This is a genomic window from Cupriavidus sp. 05T42, from assembly GCF_056396345.1.
In genome coordinates, this window is sequence record NZ_JBFTLH010000001.1 from 148,519 (window position 1) to 170,512 (window position 21,994).

Sequence of the window (21,994 nt, forward strand, 5' to 3'; positions counted from 1 at the left end):
TTTGAGGCATATCTGCGGTACTCAGGCGTATCTTTCTATTCGCAAAATTGCGAAAATCCCGCCCCGAGKGGGCCATCTCGTGCACCGTTTCGGCTTTTTGCCGATGCCACTGATGTTCGCACGGGCGCCCGCCTGCACATTAAAACAATGAAAGCGCACGCATAGGCGGCAAGCCGCTGGTCGCCGCGCAGGGAAAAGGGTCGCCGGCCTGGCCGGCCGCAAATCCGCATGACAAGACATTCGAGCCTCACCGCCGGTGAACAGCCGTGCCTGCGCGCCATTGCCGGCGCTGTTGCCATCCTCATGATGTCCCTTTCCGGGTCGCCGGCGCAGGCCGCTGGCGGCAATGGTGGCGCCGGGGGCTACAGCTTTAACCTGCCGGGCGKGTTGGGCGGCGTCGCTTCGGGCCAGGCTGKCCAGAGTGGGCTGACCGTGCCCGATGGCGACGGCACCGGCGGCGGGGGCGGCGCGCGCAACGCGGCCGGTGGGGCGGGCGGCATCAACGCGTCCCAGGCGATGCCGCGGGGGCTGGCGGGCGCAGCGGGTACCGCGCCGGGCCAGGGTGGTGGCGACGGTGGCAACGGTAACTTCGACAATGCCTCGTACGCAGGCGGCGGCGGCGGTGGCGGCGGGGGTGGCGCGGATGGCATGGTGATGGGTGCCGTGCCGACCACCATCTCCACCGGCGTGTTCGGCGGCAGTGGTGGCAAGGGTGGCAACGGTGGCGATGACGGCTATTTGCCGGTAGCGTATCAGGGGGGCGGCGGCGGCGGTGGCGAAGGTGGGTACGGCCTGATCCACGCGGGCGGTACCGAGATCGTGGTGAAGGCGGGCGGCGGGGTGTCCGGCGGCCGGGGCGGCAATGGCGGGAACGGCGGCGGGTCGAAGCCGATCGCGGGCCTCCAAGGCGCGGGCAACGGCGGCGACGGCGGTGTCGGCATGTTGCTGACCAGCGCAGCCACGGTACATATCGAAGCAAATGCCGTGGTGGCGGGTGGCAATGGCGGGACCGGGGGCAACGGCGGCGACGGCGTCTACGATGTCTACGGCAGCGTGGGCGGCAAGGGCGGCATGGGCGGMAGCGGCATGGAACTGGCCAGCGGCTCCACGCTGCTGAACGAGGGCACGATCAGGGGGGGCGCGGGGGGMGCGGGTGGCCAGGGTGGCATGAACTTCGATGGTTCGCCGGCCGCGAACGGCACTACGGGTGCGTCCGGCGTGGGCGTGCGCGGCAGCAACCTGACCATCGTCAACAAGGGGACCATCGTAGCAAGCGGCCCCGGCGCGGCGGCGGTCCAGTTCACGGGCGGCACGAACCGTTTCGAGTTCTGGACCAACAGCTTCGTGGGGAGCATCGAGGCCTACGGCACTGACGACACGTTGGCGCTGGCTGGCGACACGGGCGCTGCCACGCTGACCGGCGGCATCGGCAACGCCGGCCTTTATCGTGGCTTCGAGCATTTCGAGAAAATCGGCGCGTCGGTCTGGACCCTCGCCGGTAGCAACACGGATATCACGAGCTGGCAAATCCTGGGCGGCACGCTGGCGATTTCGTCCGACGCCCACCTTGGGGCGGCAGCTGGCACGCTCGGGCTGAACGGCGGCACGCTGCGCACCACCGCAGCCATGACCACCGGGCGCGCCACCACGCTCGGTGCCGGCGGCGGCACCTTCGAGGTCACGAATGGCACGCTGACGCACAACGGTGTCATCGACGGCCCCGGCGGCCTGACCAAGACCGGCAACGCCACGCTGGAACTGAACGCCGTGAACGCCTATGCCGGCGGCACGCAGGTCAGCGCCGGCACGCTGATCGCCAACGTCAACGGCGCGCTGGGCAGTGGTGCAGTCAGTGTCGCTGGCGGCGCAACGCTGCGCCTGAACGGCGGCTTCGACCTGGGCGGCCGGCAGGTGGTCAATCGATCCGGCTACATCAACCTGTACGGCGCCGGCACGCTTGGCGATGCCCAGGTGACGAACCTCGGCGGGTTCACGTACCTGCTCGGCAGCAGCACGGCGGCCAATGCCACAATCGTCAACAACGGGGGCGTGATGTCCTTCCAGGAAGGCAGCACCGGCGGAAACAGCCAGGTCACCACCCGCAGTGGCAGCTATACCGAGTTCTGGGGCTGGAGTACCGCCGGCAACGCCTCGCTGGTGGCGGATGCGGGCGGCTGGGTCGATTTCTCGGGCACATCCGGTCCGGCCTTCGACCACCGGATCACCGCCGGCGCCATCGCGGGGGCGGGGCGCTTCCAGCTCGGCCAGAACGTCTTGACCGTGGGCAGCAACAACACCTCCACCACCGTGAGCGGCACGATCGAGGATGGCGGGGCCGGTGGCGGCACCGGCGGCGGTCTGATCAAGATCGGCACCGGCACGCTGACGCTGAGCGGCACGAATACCTACACCGGTGCGACGAAGGTGAACGCGGGCACGCTGGCCGTGAACGGCAGCGTGGCGGGTGCGGTCACGGTCAACAACGGCGCCACGCTGGGCGGCGCCGGCAGCGTGGGCAGTACCGTGATTGCATCGGGCGGCACGCTGGCACCGGGCAATTCCATCGGCACGCTGACCGTCATCGGCGACCTGACGCTGGCCGCCGGTTCGACCTATCGCGTGGAAGCCGACCCGGCCTCGTCGGCCAGCGACCGCGTGGCGGTGAGCGGTACGGCCACACTCGGCGGTGCGGTGGTCCATGTCGGCCCCGACGGCAACTTCGCGTCCACGCGCCGCTACAGCATCCTGACGGCCGGGACGGTGCAGGGCCGCTTTGCGTCGGTAAGTTCGAACTACGCGTTCCTTGACCCGACGCTGACATATGGCCCCAACGAGGTCACCCTGGCACTCGCGCGCAAGGACGTGACGGACCCTGTATCGCCCGTCTCGCCAGTCGATCCGGGCACGGGTGGCGGCGCAGGTGGCGGGATTGGCGGAGCCGCCCCGCGCCCGATGCGCTTTGCCGACGCCGCGGTCACCGGCAACCAGCGTGCCGTGGCCAACGCACTGGAGACCCTGTCGGACAGCAACCCGGTGCACGAAGCCGTGGTGACGTTGCCCGAGGGCGCGCCGCCGGCTGTCTTCGACAGTCTCTCCGGGGAGGCCCACGCCAGCGTGGCCACGGGTCTGATGACCCTGGCCGGTGGCGCACGGGCGCTGCCGCTGGCGCATTTGAACGACAGCCTGTCCGCCGGCATGCTGCCCGGCGCGCCCATCGCCCAGCTAGGCGGCCCCCTGCCGGCCGCAGCGCTGCCCATTTCCGCCGCCCAGCCGCTCTGGGTGGAGGTGCTTGGCAACTGGCAGAATTTCCATGGGAGTGCCGATGCGGCGCGCGCGCGCCAGCAGACTGGCGGCTTCTATCTCGGCGGCGACGGGGCGGTGGGGCAAGACTGGCGCATCGGCGGGGCGTTCGGCTACGCCAACAGCACGCTGCGCGTGAGCGAACGGTCCTCGCGCGCCATCACCGATTCCTTCAGCGCCACGCTATATGGCGGCCGCGCCTTCGCGCTCGGCGGCGGCAAGCTCAAATGGCTGTTCGGCACCGCCTATAGCTGGCACGACGCCGACACCGACCGGCAGGCCAGCCTCGGGGGCAGCACGGTCCAGTCCCTGACGGCCAGCTATCACGCCAGCACGGCGCAGGTCTTCACGGAAGCCGGCTTCGCCATGCCGCTATCGGCGGCAACCCAGCTCGAGCCGTATGCCGGCGTGGCCTGGAGCGACACACGCACGCGCAGCTTCGCGGAGACGGGCGGCTCGACGGCCCTGCACAGCCCGGGCGACAGCAACACGCTGACCACCACCACGCTCGGCCTGCGCACCAGCGCGCGCGTCCAGGTTGGCGGCACCGACGCGGCGTTCTACGTCGGGGCGGGCTGGCGCCACGCGTTCGGCGACGTACGCCCGGCCACAACGCTGGCGTTCGACGGCAGCCAGCCGTTCACGGTGACGGGCGCCCCGATCGCCCAGAACGCGGCCCTGGCCGAACTGCGCGCCGATTTCGCCATCTCGCCCATGGCCACGCTCGGCCTGCGCTATACCGGGCAGTTTGGCGGCGGCAACCAGGACCATACCGGGACGGTGGGATTGCGGTGGAGGTTTTAAACATCGTGCTTCGGTGGATCACCAGCTGATTGCCTAAAATCCCTTAGAGCACCGATTGTATTTCCCTTGCGCGGCGCATTGCACTCTGGCGCAGGTGTCGGCTGGAGTGAGACAACGATCCGTCGACCGGTTGAATCCACGGCCGATCTCGGACGCACGCGGTCTGTTGGTCTAGATTTCTCGCCGCTGCTATCGGCCCCGTACCGTCGGATGCCAGAAGACGACGCGCCGGTGGACGGCCCGAACCCCCTCCACGCCAATGAGCCCTGTCAGCGCAAGCAGCAATACGCCCGCGAACATCGTGGCCGAGTTCATGCTGACCGACGATGACGCAATCAGGAAACCCAGCCCCCGCTGCGCGGAGAGGAATTCGCCCACCACGGCGCCGATCAATGCCAGCGATACGCCGATCTGCAAGCCGGAGAAGATGTCGCCCAGCGTTGCCGGCAGCTTTACGTGCCAGAGCAGGAAACCGCGCGAAGCGCTGAAGGCGCGGCACGCTTCGAGCAGTTCGGGATCGGTGCGCCGGATGCCGTTGACCGTGTTGACGAACAGCGGAAAGAAGCAGACCAGGGCCACCAGCACAATCTTCGATGCTGCGCCAAAACCGAACCAGACCAGCAGGATGGGTCCCAGCGCTACCTTCGGGGTGGCTTGCAGGCCCACCAGCAGAGGGTAGACAAAGCGTTCGAAAGTCTCGGATTCCGCCAGCAACGCGCCGAGTACCACGGCCAGCACGCTGCCCACCGCAAAGCCGGCCACCGTATTGAGCAGCGTGGCGCCGATATGCGGCCACAGCGTGCCCGTGAAAAAGCCATCTGCGAGCGAACGAAACACCGCCTCTGGCGGTGGCAGCAGGTAGTCGGGAATCTGAAGCCATCGTACGGCCTGATCCCAGGCGAGCAGCAGCAGGCCGATGCTGATGGCGGGATAGACCAGTGCGGGCAGCCGCCGGGCCACGGTGTCAGTGGGCATTGAAATGTCTCCGCAGATGCTGGGTGAGCGTAGTGAACTCCGGATTGTCGAACGTGTCGAGACTGCGCGGGCGCGCCAGCGGATTTGGCAGTGACTCCACGATGCGGCCAGGGCGGGGCGACATGACCAGGATTCGGTCGGCCAGGAACACGGCCTCGGGAATGCTGTGGGTGATGAATAACACCGACTTGCGCTGGACGCTCCAGATGTCCTGCAGCGCGAAGGTCAGGGTCTCCCGGGACAGCGCGTCCAGCGCGGCAAAAGGCTCGTCCATCAATAGCAGTGCGGGGTCAGGTAGCAGCATGCGCGCGATGCCGACGCGTTGCTGCATGCCGCCCGACAGCTCGAACGGATAGTTTTCGGAGAAGGCGGTCAGGCCGACAAGGTCGAGCAGTTGATCCGCACGGGCCTTTGCGCGGGCAGGGTCCAGTCCCTGCGTGCGTGCTGACAGCAGCACGTTTTCGCGTACGCTCTTCCAGGGCAGAAGGCTCGGCTTCTGAAATACCACGCCGGTGCTGCGGCTGGGCCCCTCGACGGGCCGCCCATTCAGTGCGATGTGTCCGCGCGTCGGTGAAAGCAGGCCGGCGGCAAGGCGCAGCAGCGTGGATTTTCCGCATCCCGAGGGGCCGAGCAAGGCGACGAACTCGCCTTCACCGATCTCCACATCGACGTCGGACAGGGCCTCGGTCTGGCCGGAACGCGTCGGATAGGTCAGACCCACGCCGCATATCGAGAGTGCGGCGCTCATGACGCGGGCGCTCCCACAGCATGACCGCTTGCCGACCGCTGCTCGGCGTCGGCGAGGAAATTGACCACCCGTGCCCAAGAGATGGCGCTCGCCCTGGCGTTAGCCATCGCGGTGCCACCGCCATCGAGCAGCAGGCCCGCCACCGGGTGCGGCTTTGCGATCAGCGTTGCGGGCAACTGCGGTAGCCCGATTGCGTGTCCGGCGCCTTCGCCGCGCACGTGCTCTACGGGCGCCCCGTTCTTGCGCTGGCCCAGTACGTCGGCCACCTGGTCACTGTAGAGCGTGGATGGCCAGAAACCGTCATCGGTGCCCGATATCAGCAGAACGGGTCCCAGGATGTTTTCCACGGGGATGCGGGCGCGTGCCATGGCCCCGGCGTTGCGCAGCGGTGTATGGAAAGCGGCTGCCTGACGTACCGGTTGGCCGGGTGCGGGCGGATGATCGAACGCGTGCCAGTCGGCGTCGGGGTTGTCGCGCCAGACATTGGGCAGCGGCGCGCCGCGCCATGTCCACGCGGTGGCATCGCGTGGCTTGTCAGGATGGCCCGCGCGCAGCGTGCCATGCACCACAGCGCTGGGTACGTACGCGACGACGGCCGAGACCAGCGCAGGGAAGCAGGACGCCAGCAGCAGCGCGAGTTCACCGCCGCGCGACACGCCTGAAATCGCAACGAATCCGTGCCGGGGCGCCAGGCGATCGTGCATCCAGCGTAGCGCGGTTTCGAAGTATTCGAGCGGTGTGTCGTCGATATGATCTGGCCTGCCCGGTGCCTTGAAATAGCCGAGCGCCAGCGCCGCGTAGCCGTGCGAGGCGTACAGCGCGGCGCGTTGTTCGTGCATCCCGCCGCCCGAACCGGCAAGCACCAGTACCGCCGGATGCGGGCCGGGGCTCGCCGGGGTGTAGAGCGTGCCACTAAGCCCCGCTTCGCGTACCGGCCGATGCGTGACGCCGGGCGCCAGGAACCGCAAGGTGTATTGCGCGCGCGCCTGTGCGCCATATTGGCCCGTGGCTGTCAGCGCGATCTCTAGCGGTGCGGTGCCTTCGCTCCATGCCGGGCGCGTGGGGGCGCGCAGCCGCCGCATCGCCCAGACCGGCGCGGTGGCGTCGGCAACGATCCAGTCGCCGCTGACTGGAGCCGTGGCGCTGACCGAGACCGTGCCGTCGGCATCGGCAGTCAGCACGGCCTGGCTTTCCCACTGGCTGCCGTCAGGATGGTTCAAGGTGGCGGCCAGGGCCACGCATTCGTCGCCGTTGAAACCTCGCAGCGTGATCTCGCGCGGCACATCCACCAGCGCGTCAGCCGGCGCGATATCGATTCGCGCGTGCAGATGCCGGGTCATTGGGCTGCCTTTGCGCGACGTACCAGCGCGGCGCGATCGAAGTCGCTGAACGCCTGGACAAACTCGTTCGAGAAGATCTTCTGTACCGGCACGTCGGCGCTGGGATATTCGCCGGCCTTGGCCATGGCATCGATGCCGCGCTGGATGGCCGGCAGATCGTACTGGCCCGGCACGCGAAGCGTGCCCGACGGCGTGTAAAGCACGCGCTTCAGCCGGCGCGTCAGCAGTTCGGACGCCTCGGCGAGCTGCCTGGCTTCGTCGCCGGCCGGTCTGGTCTCCGGATGCTGCTGCCAGAACGCTTTGACGCAGAATGCGGGATTCGCCTCGCAAACGATCTGGGCCTGGGTGTAGGCGCGGCCGAAGCGGCGCACCAGGTCGGGCTGGTCGCGCAGGGTATCGACGTGCGCGATGAAGCCGTTGCCGGCCGTCTCCTGGAACACCGCCGGATACGCGATGCGCCGGATCCTTGTGCCGGAGAACTCGAGCATGTCGTCCCAGCTGCTGTTGAAGTTCAGCGCATCAACGCGATGGGTGCGCAGCGCCTGGAACCCCGCTCCGAGCGCGCCCACTGCCACGTACTCGACGTTCTTGCCCGGCTCCAGGCCTGCGATGCGCAGCGCCGCGCGGCCGCCCGGAATCGTGCCCCATGTCAGCGCGCCCACGCCGATCTGCTTGCCCTTGAGGTCGGCCAGGGTGCGGATCGGCGAATCGGCCAGCACGGCAAACTCCATCGTATTGCCTGGGACCCCGTTATAGAAATAGCGCAGTGGCAGCGGGTCCTTGCCCGAGAAATAGCTCGCGATGACCGGTTCCGATGTTGGATAGCCGAACGTCACGCGCTTGCCCGCCACCTGGGGCAGCAGGGCGCCAGCACCCTGGAAGACGATCGTCTTGACGCTAAGGTTGGCCTCCTTGAACAGGCCCAGCGCTTCGGCGGCGGCATACGGCGCACCGTCGTGGACAGCCGGGGGAATGGCCAGCGCCACCGTGACTTCATCGAGCGCCTGGGCCGAGGTGGCGAAGAGAGCGGTGGTGCCGAGCGCGGCGAGGATGGCGCCGGCGCGCGCCGGCTTGCAGAACAACATCATGGACTCCTGCGGATTGCAATCGGGGGGGTGTTATGGAACCAGTAGGCGCACGGCTTCGTCGGCCAGTGCGCGCCGGTCGATCTTCTGCGTGGCGGCCAGCGGCAGCGCATCGACATACCAGATCTGCCGCGGGTGCTGATAGGCGGCCAGCTGTGTCAGCGACCATTGGCGCAGCGCGTGCTCGGTGGGCGGCGCGATGCCTGGACGCAGCACCACGAATGCCACCGGCTTGGTGCCCTTGATCTCATCGGGAACCGGGACTACGCTGGCCTGCTGCACAGCTTCGTGCCTCTCCAGCGCCTTCTCGATCTCGCCTGGGTAAAGGTTCTCGCCGCCGCTGACGAACATGTCGTCGCGCCGGCCCACGAAGGTGTAGAAGCCATCGGCATCGCGGCGGAACACGTCGCCGGTGATGTAATAGCCGTCATCGGTGAAGGGCCGCAATTCCGCACGCTGGTGGTAGCCCAGCATCAGTCCGGGGCTACGCAACTCCAGCACGCCTTCATCGGCCGCCTGACCCCGCTCGTCGATGAGCCGCATCGCCACGGCGGGATGCGGATAGCCGACTGATTGCGCTGGCGTAGGCAGCCCATCGGGATGTGGGCCGAAGACCACGGGGCCGCCCTCGGTGGTGCCATAGGCGTTGATGACGCGCGCATTGGGCAGCAACTGATGAATCTGTGCCTTCAGCGCGGGACTGACCGGCGCAGATCCCATGCGTACTGCCCGCACGCTGCTCAGATCGGTGCGGGCCAGCAATTCATGCTCGCGCAGCATCATCGCGATCATCGGCGGCACAGCGGTCAGCCAGGTGCATTGGTGGCGTCCGATCGCATCGATATAGGCAGCGGCCTGGAACTGGTCCAGCAGCACCAATGGCGCGTGGCAGGCCAACGCCAGCAGGATCAGCGCCAGCGCATTCATGTGGTACAGCGGCGCGGCAATCAGCACGCGCTCGTTGGTCAGCGGTGTGCTGGCCTGGCGTGCCCGCACCACCCAGAGGTGGCTGGCGTGGCTCAGGCGCACACCCTTGGGCCGCCCCGTGGAGCCGGAGGTATAGAGCAGCAGCGCCAGGTCTTCATCGGCGGGCGCGTACGGCGTGAAAGGCGATGTATCGCCGCTCGGCGAACTCAGKGCCGCGTATTCGGATGAGCCGAACGCGATGACGGGCGCGCCGGCGGGCACCTGCGCGTGTTTCGCCTTGTCGCACAGCACAAGCTTTGCGCCACTGTCGTCGACGATATAGTCGACCAGTGCCTGTGGCAGCTTGAAATTCACCGGCACCGCGATCAATCCGGCGCGCATGATGCCGAGTAGTGACACGACGTAGTCGACTGAATTCACGCCAAGCAGCGCGACGCGGTCGCCCTGCACCAGGCCCCGCCGGAGCAGGCCGCGCGCAATGGCGTCCGCGGCGGCATCGATGGCGCCGTACGTATGTTGGGTTGCCTCCCCGTTCGCGCCGACGCCGACGATGGCCAGCGTGGCGGGATCGGCGTCGCGGGCAATCACGCTCCCGAGATTGCGGCCCTGTGCCGCGTGCGCTTCAGCTGCCATGATGCGTCAAGCCTGCGCAGGCGTGGCGTAAACGCCCCGGCCGCTGGCCACCAGACGGCCTTCGGCGTCGTAGACATTGGCCTCGGCTGCGCTCACCAGGCGCCCGGTCTTGATGACCGTGCCCACGACCTTCAGATCGCCGCGCGCCGGGCGATGGTAGTCCACGCGCAGGTCCACCGTCGGCACCCCCTTGCCGGTGTGCGAAACCAGCGCCCAGTCAGCGCCAAGGTCGACCAGCGCGGCCAGGATGCCGCCATGAATGTAGCCGCCGTCAGGGTTGACGATCCATTCGTCGCGGAACTTCGCGGTCAACGTGATCTCGCCTTCGGAGACGGATTCGACCTGCAGGCCGAGCCATTGGTGATAAGGGCCGCGGAGCAATCGTGCCTGTACCTCTGCGGCGGAGGGGAGGGTGGTGGTCTGTGTCATGTTCTCGTATCGATGTCGGTAGGGAGGCGTGTGCGAAGGCGGCTTGCGTCGATGCCTTAAGGCGTCACCACGACCTTGCCCAGCACGGCGCGGTCGCGGATCAGTGCCAGCCCTTTGGCGGCCTGGTCCAGCGGGAGCACGCTGTCGATCACCGGATCGAGCTTGCCGTCGGCAACCAGTGCCAGCAGGGCCTTGAGGTTGTCGTCGTAGAAGCTGTTCGACCCCTTGATGTTCAGCTCGAAGCTCCAGACGTAGCGCAGGTCTTCCTTCGGGTCATGGCCGGCTGTGGCCCCGCAGACGAGCAGCGTGCCGCCGCGCTTGAGGCTCTTGATCGAGGGCAGCCACGTATCGCCTCCGGTGAAATTGACGATGACGTCGACACCGCCATCGAAGGTACGCCGCTGCGGCTTGCCGTAGCGCTCGATGACCCACTTGCCGAAATCGACCTCGCGATAGTTGATGATGTGGTCAGCGCCCAGTGCCTTGAGTCGCGCACCCTTGTCGTCGGATCCCGCCGCAGCGATGACTTCAGCGCCCAGCATCTTTGCCAGCAGTACCGTGGCCGTTCCCACGCCTCCGCTGGCGCCTAGTACCAGCACCTTGTCGCCGGCCTTGACGGTCTGGTGGGTAACAAGCATCCGATGTGCCGTGCCGTAGGCCACCGGCAGTGCGGCGGCCTGCGCGAACGTGACGTTGTCGGGAAGGGCGATCAACTGACGTGCATCCACGCGCGCGAACTGTGCCATGCCGCCATCGGTCATCTCGCCCATCAGGCCCACGCCAGGCTTGAGCGGGTTCACCAGTACGCGGTCGCCGACTTTCCACCCGGTCACGCCGGCGCCCAGTTCGGTGATCGTGCCGGCAAGATCCAGGCCGATCACCACAGGAAACGGCACCTTGATGCCGGGCATGCCGTGGACGGTGAAGACGTCGTGATAGTTGAAGGACGACGCCCCTACGCTGATCACGACGTGGCCTTCGTCGGCCTTGGGTACGGATTTGTCGGCGACGACGCGCAGCCGTTCTTCGACGGTGCCGTGTGCGTCGAGCACCAGCGCTTGCATGGATTGAGTCACGATGGATTCCTTTGGGGGATGGGAAGGCGGAATGGAAAAGGTGGAATCAGTCAGGCGGGCTTACTTGAGCGCCTTGGCCTGCGCATAGGGCTTGAGGGCAAACAGATCGTCCTTCAGTTCGCCCTTGACGAGGCCGGATTCGACGAACACGGCGTGCTGGCGGCGCAGCGTGGCGATGTCCGCGGGCTCGAAGGTCACGCGGTTCATATCGTTCCAGTGGCTGACATAGACCTTGGCATCGTCCGCCGGAAGGTTGGCCTTCCTCTGCAGGATCTGAACGACTTCGTCGCGATTTGCGTTGCCCCAGGCCAGCGTGTCGCGCAAGGCAGCAATCACGCGTGCCACCACTTCCGGATGGTTGTCGACCAGATCGGCGCGCGCAGCGCCCACGCCGATGTAGGGCACGGCATCGGACTGTGTCAGCGTCTTCCATTCGGTGGCGAACGTGCCCAGCTTGCGTACCGGCAGTTCGTCGCCGAGTTGCTCCACGGTGACCGAGCGCAGCGCCGCCGCATCCACCTGCTTCTGGACCAGGAACTGCGCGAGGCGCGATTCGTTGCCACCGACCAGCGCGAAGTCGCCGCTCCTGATCTGATAGTTCCCGGCGAGCACGGCCCCGGCAATTACCGCGACCGAGGAGCCGGCGGGCGACATGCCCACCTTCTTTCCCTTTAGCTCACGGATCGACTGAATCGGTGAATCCTTTGGCACGACGAACTGCACATCGGCTGGCTGTGTCGCGGCAAAGATGCGGATGGGCACGCCCGATGCGGCGGTACCGAACACCCCGGCTACGGGTGCGCCGAACGCAAGGTCGATCGATCCGGAAGCCAGCGCCCGCAGCGGCGCGTTGACGTCGGGAAAGTGAACGAACTCGGCGCGCACGCCACGCTTGGCCAGGAAATCCTTGGTTTCGAGAACCGACCCATAGCCGAGGCTGACGCCGCTGGTCCAATAGCCGATCTTGACGGTGTACGCCGGCTCGGCGGCACTGGCCGTGGCAGGGGTGATCGCGGCGTAGGAGAGCGCGATGAATGCGGAATAGGCGGAGAACGCGGCGGCGGCCGCTGACAGTAGTTTGCGCACGATGAAGTCTCAGGCTTGGAAGGAAACGGAGGGGATAGACGATTGCCGCGCCGCTGCCTTCCAGCGGAACAACCAGCGTTCCGCGGGCTTCAGCAAGCCGCCTTCGAGCAGCAGCATCAGGCCGACGAGCAGGACGGTCCACGCGAATACCTGGTCCGTCTGCACGAGGTCGGCGGCTTGCCGCAGCCGATAGCCGATGCCGCTGGACGACCCGATCGTCTCGGCCACAAGCGATACGCGCCAGCCGAACCCGAACGCCAGTCGCGCGCCGGCGAAGAAATGCGGCAGGATTGTCGGCACGTAGATCTTGCGCAGCACCTGGAGCCGAGACATGCGGAAGCTGCGTGCCAGGTCGACATAGTGGAGATCGACGGTCTTGGTGCCTTCCCAGACATTGGTCAGGATCAGTGGCATGGCCGTCATGAACACGACAAAAACCGTCGTAGCATCGGAAATGCCGAACCAGATGATGGCGAAGATGGCCCAGATGGCCGACGACACGGTGTTGAAGACCGTCAGTACCGGTTCAAAGAAGCGGGCCAGGACGCGGCTTGCGCCCAGCGTCAGTCCCAGGCCGCTGCCAACGAAGGTGGCCAGCACGAAACCGGACAGTACGCGTCGGCACGTGGCGGCCACGTCGGCGGCGAAGGTGTCGCTGTGCCACAGCGAAATCAGGGCCAAGCCGACTTTCTCCGGGCCCGGCAGCACGAACGACGGCACGCGCGTAGCGCCCCACCACCACAGCCCCAGCAGCAGGGCCACCAGTAGCAGGCGTTGCAGCACCAGCGTGGCGAGATGACGGGAAGCGGCCGTTGTCACGATGCCTTTCCTCATGCAGCGGCGCGCAGTACGCGCACCTGTTCTGCCACGACCGGCTCGGTGGGGACACGTGGCCGGAGCAGTTCTTCCAGGTTGACCACGTCGGCTACGCGGCCGGGCCGCGCTGCAAGCCGGATCACGCGATCGGCCAGCACCACGGCTTCTTCCATATCGTGCGTGACGAAGACGACGGTCATGCGGTTGCACGCCTGGATGCGCAGCAGTTCCTCATGCATTTGGCTGCGGGTCTGAGGATCGAGCTTGGAGAACGGCTCATCCATCAGCAGGACTTCGGGCTGCACGGCCAGGCTGCGGGCCAGCGCTACGCGGCTGCGCATGCCACCCGACAGCTCGTGCGGCCAGGCATCGCCCCGGGCGTGCAGGCCGACGAGTTCGAGCATCTCGTCTGCCCGACGGCGACGGCCGGCCCGCGAGAGGCTGCTGGCTTCGAGGCCGAACGCGACGTTGTCGCGCACGCTGCGCCACGGCAGCAGCCGATCTTCCTGGAACATGTAGCCGATACGGCGCCAGTCAGAAACCTGCGTCGCGGGCACGCCGTCCACCGCGAGCTGGCCGGCGTCTGGGGTCAAAAGCCCAGACAGGATGTTCAGCAGCGTGCTCTTGCCACAGCCAGACGGACCCACCAGTGCAAGTACCTCCCCGCGGCGCACGGCCACGTCGATACGATCCAGAATCGTGATGGCGCCAAAGCGCTTAACGATCCCCAGCGCAGACAGAATGGGCGGATTCATGCGAAATTTCCCACAACACGCAGGGGGAGGGATGTGCCGGCCTGCGACAAGCTGGCGTAGACCTTTTCCATGGTCTGAGTGCGGAATGCCTCGATGTGACGGCGCGCAATCGTTTCGGCGGCCTTCTCGTCGTGATCCTCGAACGCCTTGATCAGCGAACTGTGGTCATGGCGGATCTCCGGACGCACGCGCTGGACATTGAAGCCGAGCGCGACGAGCCGCGACATCTCGTCCATCAGCGACGACAGCGTGCGCGTCAGCCGCTCGTTGCCAGTAGCCTGGACGATGGCAAGGTGGAATTGCTTGTTCGCGTCCATGAACTTGTCGATGCGGCGTGGTGCCGGAATCGCGTACTCATCGCGGCAAGCCGCCTCGAGCCCATGCAGCAGCCCCGTATCGACGCGGCCGATGGCGAGCCGGGCCGCCATCGGTTCCAGCTGTACACGTAGGGCGAAGACTTCCTCCACATCCTTGAGCGTGATGGGCGCCACCTGGTAGCCGCGACGTGGCCGGGCAAAGATCAGGCGGTCGTGGGCTAGCCGCGTGAGCGCAATGCGACAACTGTTCTTGCCGAAGCCGTAGCTCGTCATCAGCTCGCCTTCGGTGACCAGCGTGCCTGGCACGAGCTTGCAGGACAGGATGTCGCGGCGCAGTGCCGCGTAGGCGGCCAGGCCCAGGCTGGCGTCCTGCGTCTCCTCTGCAATTCCAGCCTGCACGCTCATTGTTCGTTGCTCCTTGGCGGTCGTCTGGCGGCATTCATGTCCGCCTTGCAATACATGGGCGTAGCTTAGGGCCGGGCTGTGGGGAAGCAAACGAACAGATTTACAGAAGCATATGAAGGGGCTGCTATGACTGGGCAGTTCAGGCTTGTGGGATGCTCAGGCTGACATCGTGGCACGGGCCACATGGGTCTTCTGGCCGATGCTCATCACGCCGCGGCCTATTGCCAATCACGCATAACCTTGTGCGTGTTTGTTCGTTCCTTGCGCACGCGGCAGGCCCTAGAGTCGGTAGCTTGTCCCCATCCGACCCTTTGGCCCTTCGACATGACCGCATCTCAGACATCTTTCCCTGCTGCAGCAGGAACCGACATCGCCAGCCGCCGTCACCGGGCCGTAGCCGGATTCATCGCCGAAGCGCGCCGCCTGCTCGGAAGCACTGCTGTGACCGACAAGGCTGGGCTCGAACCGGTTGCGCGGGCGTTGGAGGCACTCGGCCAGGAACGCGAACTGTTTCCAGGTGAGCATTTTCCGGTGTCCGCCAGCAACCCGGCACAGGTCTACCGCCTGGCCGAGGATATCGACGGCAGGTTCGCGCTGTATGTGTCAGCCGGGCTGCCAGGCAAGGCGCAACCGCCGCACGATCACACCACATGGGCGATCATTGCCGGCATCAGTGGCCGCGAACGGAACAACTTCTACGCGCGTGAGGGGACCGATGACCCGGCGCGCGACACACTGCACGAGATCGACGAATTCGATGTCGTGGTTGGCACCTCCGTGACGTTGCTGCCGGACGACGTACACACAATCGAACTGATCGGTGAGGAGAAAGGGCTGCATTTGCACTTCTACGGGCTGGCGCTGGATCGTCTGGCAGGCCGCGTGGTGTTCGAAAGCAAGGCCGGCGGCACGTACCGCCACTTTGGCCCGCCGCGCCGGCTGGCCGCGCCCGTGATCGGGGCCGCAGCGCTGAAGGAGGCGCTGGCCGATGGGCAGGAGATCGCGCTGCTCGATGTTCGCGAAACTGGCGTCCATACGAAGGGCCATCCGCTGCTGGCGGCGTCCGCACCATTGTGGCGCCTGGAACTGCTGATCGATCGCCTGGTGCCAAGACGCGACACGCGCATCGTACTGCTCGACGGCGGCGGCAATGCCGACGCGCTCGCACACCAGGCGGCCGCAAAGCTGGTACGCCTGGGCTGGGGCAATGTGTCCGTGCTCGAAGGTGGCGTCGCCGCCTGGGCTGCGACCGGGAATGAGCTGTTCACGGGCAGCAACGTTCCCAGCAAGGCGTTCGGCGAGGTCATCGAGCACGAGAAGCATACGCCCTGGATCGACGTCGACGAGCTGCACAGCCGTATCGAAGAAGGCGACGACATCGTTGTGGTCGACAGCCGCACCACCGAGGAGTTTGCCGATTTCAGCCTCCCGTTCGCGCATAGCCTGCCTGGTGCGGAGCTGGTCTACCGAATTGGCGAACTTGCGCCGAACCCCGACACGCTTGTGGTGGTCAATTGCGCGGGCCGCACGCGCAGCATTGTGGGCGCGCAAACGCTGATCGATGCGGGCATTCCCAACCCGGTGGCGTCGCTCAAGGACGGTACGATGGCCTGGTTGCTGTCTGGCCGGATGCTGGCGAAGGGGCGCGTGACGCCGCTGCCGGAGCCATCCGCCACAACGCTCGATGGCGCCCGTGCTCGCGCCGAGCATGTGGCCGCGCGCGCGGGTGTACAGAGGATCGACGCCGCCGGCCTGGAACGACTGGAGGCAGTGTCGCAGACGCGTACGCTGTACCGATTCGATGTGCGAACGCGCAGCGAGTATGAGGGGGGCCATCTGCCCGGCTGGCGCTGGGCCCCAGGCGGGCAACTGGTGCAGGCGACCGACGAGTACCTGGCCACGCGCCGTGCGCGCATTGTTCTGGCGGACTTCGACGGCGTGCGCGCGCTGACCACGGCCGCGTGGCTGGCGCAGCTAGGYGGCTACGAGGTCTTCGTCTACGCTCCTCAGGCCCATGCGGGTCTCGTGACCGGCCCGGAGCCGGTGCGCGTGCTGATATCGCAACCGCCTGCCGCGCCGGTGTCGGCGCAGCAGGCGTCGCAACGGCTGGCGTCCGGCACGGCAAGGTTGTTCGATGTGGAGCGACGATCCGCCTACGAGAAGCGCCATGCAGAGGGCGCGTATTTCGCTGTGCCAGACCGGCTGGAAGCGCTGATTGCCGACATTCCGGCAGATCACGTCATCCTGATCACTTCGTCGGATGGTGTGCTCGCGCGCGGTAGCCGCGGAACTGGTGGCGCGTACTGGCCGTGATACCCGCTACCTAAGCGGCGGTACGCAGGCGTGGGTGGMTGCAGGGCTACCCGTGGGAACGGGTGGCGAGCGGGTGCTGACCGGCGACGACGACTACTGGTTCAGCCCGTATCAGCATTCCGATGTCGCGCAACGGAATGCCGGCTTCCAGGCGTATCTCKACTGGGAGGTCAATCTCGTGGAACAACTGGGGCGCGAGGGCGACATCGGCATCCGCCTGATCGCGGCGGCCGAGACGGCGAGTTGAATCGAACTGCCACGCCAGACGGCGTGCGCATACACCTGGCAGAGCCGCCTTGGCCGCCGCCGCGTGTCTCGGGCGAATGGGTCGATGTCGCGCATGCTTTCCTCAGGCGATGGTGCGTTGGAAAGCTTGCTGAAGATCCGCGATCAGGTCGCGCGGATCTTCCAGGCCGACATGCAGACGGATGACCGGGGCGTTGTTGCCATGTTCCTGCCAAGTTCGGGATGCGTTGAGCCGTTCGGCCGGCGCCACCAGTGCCAGGCTCTCGTAGCCGCCCCACGAAGCGCCGATCGAAAACAGCCGGAAGGCATTGACCAGACGGCCGGCGGCGGCATGGTCTGTCCCCAGCAGAGCGAACGACACCAGCCCACTGGCGCCGGTGAAATCGCGCCTCCAGAGCGCGTGGCCGGGGTCTTCGGGCAGCGCAGGATAGAAGGTCCGGGCGACCTGCGGCTGCCGCTGTAGCCATTGCGCTACCTCGGTGGCGTTACGCTGGTGCTGCGCGAGCCGTACGGGCAGCGTGCGCAGTCCGCGCAATGCCAGGTAGGCGTCATCGGCACCAATCGTCAGGCCCAGCGCTTCGTGCGCGTTGGCGATGCGGTCCGCCACTGCCTGGCCGTCGACCACGACTGCCCCTTGCATCACGTCGGAATGGCCAGCGATGTACTTGGTTGCAGCCTGGATCGAGATATTGGCCCCCAGCCGCAGCGGCTGCAGGAACCAGCCGCCGCTCCACGTGTTGTCGATGGCCACGGGAACGCCCCTCGCGCGGGCAATGGCGGTCAGGGCAGGCAGATCCAGGACATCGAACAGCAAGGAACCCGGCGACTCCACGTACACGAGCCGCGTATTGGTGCGGATCAATGCATCAAGGTTGTCGTGTGCGGGCGAGAAGTACTGAATCTGCACGCCCAGCCGCTGCAGCAGTGTCTGGTCAACCCGACGCAGTGGTGCGTAGACCGTGTCGGAAACCAGCGCATGATCGCCCGGACCGAGCAGCGCCAGCAGCACCAGCGTAATCGCCGACAATCCGGACGGCGTGAGGAATGCACGATGCCCGCCTTCGAGCGTGCACAGCGCGTCTTCCAGCGCCTCATGCGTGTCGAGTCCGTGGCGACCGTAGGTGGCAATGCGCTCGCCGTGTGAGCGGCGGTGCTGACGGTCGGCCAGCGTCTCGATATCCTCGAAGCGCACCGTGCTGGTACGCACCACAGGGACGTTGACGGGGCCGACGCCGTTGCGCAGGCGCGGTGCGCCGGCATGCAGTAGCCGCGTGTGGATGCCGTCTGCGGAATTCTGGCTCATCGATCGTCCTTGTCAGCCTTGGATGGTTGCGGATGCCGGGGCGAACGCGGCATTGAATCCGGCGGGCAGGCGCGGGATGGCGCCCAGCGCCCGGCGCAGGAATGCGCGCGTGCGTTCGTGGCGGGGAGCGCCGAAGATCTGCTCGGGCGGACCGTGCTCGACGATGCGACCAGCCTCGGTGAAATAGATGTGGTCGCTGATTTCGGCCGCGAAACGCATTTCGTGCGTCACCAGCACGCAGGTCATGCCGTCTTCCACCAGTTCACGGATAACGGTCAGCACTTCGCCAACGGTTTCGGGATCGAGCGCAGACGTCACCTCGTCGAAGAGCATCAGCTCCGGGCGCATGGCTAGCGCCCGGGCAATCGCCACCCGTTGCTGCTGACCGCCCGACAGCTCGCCCGGATAGGCGTGTGCCTTGTCCGACAGCCGCACCTTGCCCAGCAGCGCATGGGCTTCCTGCTCGGCCTCGCGGCGGGTGCGGCCATTCACGCGAGTGGGCGCGATCACCAGATTCTCCAGCACGGTCAGGTGCGGAAACAGGTTGTACTGCTGGAAGACAAAGCCCACGCGCTTGCGCAGCGCAATCAGCTCGTCTTCGGTGCACAGGGTCTCCACCACGGTATCGCCAACGCGAATCTGCCCCTGCTGCGGCCGCAGCAGGCCAGTGATGCAGCGCAGGATCGTGCTCTTTCCCGAACCGGACGGCCCGATGATGGTCACGGCCTCGCCGCGTCGTACCTCGACGTCGATACCCTTGAGCACGCTGTTGTCGCCGAAGGTCAGGTGGACATCGTGCAGCGCGACAAGCGGTGCGGCCGGCGCCGGCGACTGCCGGCTGCGCAGGAAGGAATCAGTGGCGGTCATGACGACGCTCCAGCGCACGCGTGGCGCGCGCGATCGGATAGCAGTAAGCAAAGAAAAGGCCCAGCAGCGTGAAGTAGACCAGCACCGTGAAATCGGTGCGGGCCACGGTATTGCTGGCCACTTGGGCGGTATCGACCACGTCGTGCACGCCAACCAGGGAGGCCAACGACGTGCTCATGGTGATGCTCGCGTACAGGTTCATCCACGGCGGTAGCATGCGTCGCAGGCACTGCGGCAGTACGATGAGCCGGAAAATCTGGCTGCGACGGAACGCCAGCGACTGGGCGGCCTCCCACTGAGCACTTGGAATCGACTGGATCGCGCCGCGGAAAATCTCGGCCACATTGGCACTGGCGGGGAGTGCGAGACCCAGCACGACCTTGATCCAGTCCGGGAACGGCACGGTCCAATGGGCGATGTGAAGCTCGAACGGGAACACGTAGGTGGTGAAGTACACGAGCACCAGGATGGGCGCGTTGCGGAACGCCTGTACCCACAGACGCGCCATGTGGCGTACCCAAGGATAGGTGGACAGGGACAGCGCCCCGATGACCAGGCCGGCCAGTGTGCCGAGCGCCATCGCAAGGATGCTGATCTCGATATTGGCCCCCATGCCGCGCAGCAGCGCGGGTGACCAGGTCCAGAGATTGCGGAATACAGCCGGGGTGCTACCGGTCGCGGTCCAGAATCCGACCACGGCCAGCACGCACACGGCGGCGAGCGCCCAGGGGCTGAGGAGGGCGCTCCTGACGGGGTTGGGCGCCACGCGCCAGCGCAGGGCGAGCGGATTACTGGCCATAGCCGGGCATCCTCAAGCGTAGTTCCAGCCAGCGTCCTGTTCGGCTGACCAGCCAGGTCAGCAATCCGAAGCATGCCAGGATCAACAGCAGCAGCTCCAGCACATTGTCGCGCTGGGTCCAGATCATGATGGACTCGTACGTGACGTCGCCGACGGCGATGGCCGACGCGACGGCAGTCATCTTGACCAGGTCGACGAGGTTGTTGACCAGCGCGGGCAGCGCGAATCGGACGGCCAGCGGCAATTCGACCTGCAGCAGCAGTTGCCGGCGGGAGAACCCCAGCGAGCGCGCGGCTTCCAGTGTGGCCCCCGGCACGGCTTCGATGCCGGCGCGGAGCGCCTCGGCGTGAAACACGGCCTTGTGCAGCGAGACGACGGCGACGACCCAGAAGAACGGCGTCAGCGGATTGCTGCTGCCCAAGTTGTGCAGATGCTGGGTAATCAGCATGTTCAGCACGAGGAAGCCGCAATAGAGCTGTACCAGCGTGGGCGTGTTACGCGTCAGTTCGACGAACGCACGCGCTGGCGTGGCCAGGGCCGCCTTGCCGGACGTGAGTAGCGCGGCCAGGACCGCGCCAGCTACCAGGCTGCACGGAATCGTCAGTGCGCAGAGTTGCAGCGTGACGACCAATCCGTGGAGAAACGCGGTGCGCTCCGTGGTGTCCAGCACGAACGCATAGTTCAGGCCCAACGGTTTGAGGGCGGCGATGACGGAGACGATCCAGGCGTCAATCATGGGCGCGCCTCCGCTGGCGCGGGGCGCAGCGTGCCCACGGCCTGCGCGATGCGCCGCAATGCCGCTTCCAGCACATGGCGCGGCCCGGCGGCCGCAATCGGCGACAGCCGGACGCGACGGGCACGCTGGGACGACGTAATGGACGGCGTGGTCATGGTTTCCGGCTTTCCGTGAAGACCGTGAAATCCTGCGGCGCCACGTCGAACTTGCCCTGGCGGGCATGGTCGTGGGCGGCCCTGATATAGGCACCGTCCGGCACGCCGAACTTGCGGGCCTGGCTGAGCAGGAAGCCGGTGCGATGCCAGTCGCGGATGGCCGTGTCGACAAACGCCACGGTGTCCTGTTCGCCGCGCCGCGTCCACACGACGGTTGGGGAAGGGATCAACTGATCTTCGGTGGCCAGCGCGAAGGCGGTCCACTCGGCCTTGTTGGGGCCGGTCAGCGTCTGGTACAGCGCTGGCTGGATATGCACTGACGCCGCGCACGTGCCCCCCTTGAGCGCCAGCAGGGATTCCGGAATGCCGCGCAGGCCCTTGACGATGGCGCCGTACTGTTCGGCCAGCGGCTTCGCGAAGTTGCTGCCCTGAGATACGCAGGCCACTTTCCCGCGCAGATCCTCCCAGCGTTTGATGCCGCTTTGCCTGGACACCATCGCGCCGCCGCCGACCAGGTCGTAGGGCGTGGGCGCGAAGCTCAGAATCTCGCTGCGTTCCTGCGTCCACTGGATGTTGGCCACGAGCAGGTCGACCTTGCCGGCCTGCAGGAACTGCACGCGCGTGGATGCGGTTACCGGTACGGTCTCAAGTTGCACGCCAAGGCGCCGGGCCAGGTCTGCCGCCAGTTCCGTCTGGTAGCCGCCGGTCTTGCCGGTCGCAGTGTCGAGGAGGCCGAATGGCGGGCTGGCGCCATCGATGCCCACCGACAGCTTGCCGCGCTGCCGAATCCTGTCGAGCGTGGCGTCAGCCCATGCGGTATGCGCCAGCGCGACCCCAGCCAGGAGCAGGGCGCTCGATACGAGACGCTTGTCCATCGGG

At 66.6% G+C, this 21,994-nt stretch carries 18 protein-coding genes and 1 pseudogene; 2 read left to right on the forward strand and 17 right to left on the reverse strand.

All coding sequences use genetic code 11. The annotated features are described in order from the left end of the window. Positions 1 to 228: 228 nt before the first annotated feature. Positions 229 to 4,104 carry an autotransporter domain-containing protein gene (locus AC1EJR_RS00630; RefSeq protein WP_477146794.1) on the forward strand — a complete coding sequence of 1,292 codons (3,876 nt, stop codon included), beginning with the start codon at positions 229 to 231 and terminating at the stop codon, positions 4,102 to 4,104. A 189-nt stretch (positions 4,105 to 4,293) separates the two neighbouring features. On the opposite strand, the gene AC1EJR_RS00635 is transcribed toward AC1EJR_RS00630, so the two are convergent. From AC1EJR_RS00635 to AC1EJR_RS00685, 11 genes are all read right to left on the reverse strand, one after another. Continuing rightward, positions 4,294 to 5,079, reverse strand: a complete 786-nt coding sequence (locus AC1EJR_RS00635; RefSeq protein ID WP_441644903.1) for an ABC transporter permease — start codon at positions 5,077 to 5,079, stop codon at positions 4,294 to 4,296. Further along, positions 5,069 to 5,827, reverse strand: a complete 759-nt coding sequence (locus AC1EJR_RS00640; RefSeq protein ID WP_092294039.1) for an ABC transporter ATP-binding protein — start codon at positions 5,825 to 5,827, stop codon at positions 5,069 to 5,071. Before AC1EJR_RS00640 ends, AC1EJR_RS00635 begins: the two co-directional genes overlap by 11 nt. After that, entirely contained in the window at positions 5,824 to 7,167 is a 1,344-nt protein-coding gene (locus AC1EJR_RS00645; protein ID WP_477113129.1) for an acyl-CoA thioester hydrolase/BAAT C-terminal domain-containing protein, read from the reverse strand. Before AC1EJR_RS00645 ends, AC1EJR_RS00640 begins: the two co-directional genes overlap by 4 nt. Next, entirely contained in the window at positions 7,164 to 8,255 is a 1,092-nt protein-coding gene (locus AC1EJR_RS00650; RefSeq protein WP_255370788.1) for an ABC transporter substrate-binding protein, read from the reverse strand. The genes AC1EJR_RS00645 and AC1EJR_RS00650 overlap by 4 nt, the downstream gene beginning before the upstream one ends. Before the next feature lie 30 nt (positions 8,256 to 8,285). Continuing rightward, positions 8,286 to 9,812 carry a class I adenylate-forming enzyme family protein gene (locus AC1EJR_RS00655; RefSeq protein ID WP_477113130.1) on the reverse strand — a complete coding sequence of 509 codons (1,527 nt, stop codon included), beginning with the start codon at positions 9,810 to 9,812 and terminating at the stop codon, positions 8,286 to 8,288. A 6-nt stretch (positions 9,813 to 9,818) separates the two neighbouring features. Continuing rightward, entirely contained in the window at positions 9,819 to 10,241 is a 423-nt protein-coding gene (locus AC1EJR_RS00660) for a PaaI family thioesterase (RefSeq protein WP_092294031.1), read from the reverse strand. 56 nt (positions 10,242 to 10,297) lie between these two features. Continuing rightward, positions 10,298 to 11,305 carry a zinc-binding dehydrogenase gene (locus tag AC1EJR_RS00665; RefSeq protein ID WP_177219907.1) on the reverse strand — a complete coding sequence of 336 codons (1,008 nt, stop codon included), beginning with the start codon at positions 11,303 to 11,305 and terminating at the stop codon, positions 10,298 to 10,300. Between the two features lie 72 nt (positions 11,306 to 11,377). Beyond that, on the reverse strand, positions 11,378 to 12,403 hold the full coding sequence (locus tag AC1EJR_RS00670; RefSeq protein ID WP_477113131.1) for an ABC transporter substrate-binding protein: 1,026 nt from the start codon (positions 12,401 to 12,403) through the stop codon (positions 11,378 to 11,380). A gap of 9 nt (positions 12,404 to 12,412) precedes the next feature. Beyond that, positions 12,413 to 13,222 carry an ABC transporter permease gene (locus AC1EJR_RS00675; protein WP_477113132.1) on the reverse strand — a complete coding sequence of 270 codons (810 nt, stop codon included), beginning with the start codon at positions 13,220 to 13,222 and terminating at the stop codon, positions 12,413 to 12,415. 11 nt (positions 13,223 to 13,233) lie between these two features. Next, positions 13,234 to 13,974 carry an ABC transporter ATP-binding protein gene (locus AC1EJR_RS00680; RefSeq protein WP_092294023.1) on the reverse strand — a complete coding sequence of 247 codons (741 nt, stop codon included), beginning with the start codon at positions 13,972 to 13,974 and terminating at the stop codon, positions 13,234 to 13,236. Beyond that, positions 13,971 to 14,696 (reverse strand): GntR family transcriptional regulator, encoded by a 726-nt coding sequence (locus AC1EJR_RS00685; RefSeq protein WP_092294021.1) that lies wholly within the window; start codon positions 14,694 to 14,696, stop codon positions 13,971 to 13,973. The genes AC1EJR_RS00680 and AC1EJR_RS00685 overlap by 4 nt, the downstream gene beginning before the upstream one ends. Before the next feature lie 324 nt (positions 14,697 to 15,020). On the opposite strand from AC1EJR_RS00685, the pseudogene AC1EJR_RS00690 reads away from it, so the two are divergent. Next, positions 15,021 to 17,256 (forward strand): annotated as a pseudogene (locus tag AC1EJR_RS00690) (rhodanese-like domain-containing protein). Between the two features lie 102 nt (positions 17,257 to 17,358). On the opposite strand, the gene metC reads toward AC1EJR_RS00690, so the two are convergent. From metC to AC1EJR_RS00720, 6 genes are read right to left on the reverse strand one after another with little or no spacing between them, the layout of a single operon-like run. Next, positions 17,359 to 18,558: a cystathionine beta-lyase gene (metC, locus tag AC1EJR_RS00695; RefSeq protein ID WP_454758114.1), complete on the reverse strand. Its 1,200-nt coding sequence runs from the start codon at positions 18,556 to 18,558 to the stop codon at positions 17,359 to 17,361. A gap of 12 nt (positions 18,559 to 18,570) precedes the next feature. Further along, positions 18,571 to 19,425, reverse strand: coding sequence for an amino acid ABC transporter ATP-binding protein (locus AC1EJR_RS00700; protein ID WP_477113133.1), 855 nt, complete (start codon positions 19,423 to 19,425; stop codon positions 18,571 to 18,573). After that, a complete protein-coding gene (locus AC1EJR_RS00705) occupies positions 19,412 to 20,224 on the reverse strand; it encodes an amino acid ABC transporter permease (protein WP_441591235.1) in 813 nt (270 codons plus the stop codon). The genes AC1EJR_RS00700 and AC1EJR_RS00705 overlap by 14 nt, the downstream gene beginning before the upstream one ends. After that, positions 20,214 to 20,960, reverse strand: coding sequence for an amino acid ABC transporter permease (locus AC1EJR_RS00710; protein WP_092294012.1), 747 nt, complete (start codon positions 20,958 to 20,960; stop codon positions 20,214 to 20,216). The genes AC1EJR_RS00705 and AC1EJR_RS00710 overlap by 11 nt, the downstream gene beginning before the upstream one ends. Beyond that, complete coding sequence (locus AC1EJR_RS00715) at positions 20,957 to 21,115, reverse strand: hypothetical protein (protein ID WP_441591236.1); 159 nt, start codon at positions 21,113 to 21,115, stop codon at positions 20,957 to 20,959. The genes AC1EJR_RS00710 and AC1EJR_RS00715 overlap by 4 nt, the downstream gene beginning before the upstream one ends. Next, a complete protein-coding gene (locus tag AC1EJR_RS00720; protein ID WP_092294010.1) occupies positions 21,112 to 21,990 on the reverse strand; it encodes a transporter substrate-binding domain-containing protein in 879 nt (292 codons plus the stop codon). Before AC1EJR_RS00720 ends, AC1EJR_RS00715 begins: the two co-directional genes overlap by 4 nt. Positions 21,991 to 21,994: the final 4 nt, after the last annotated feature.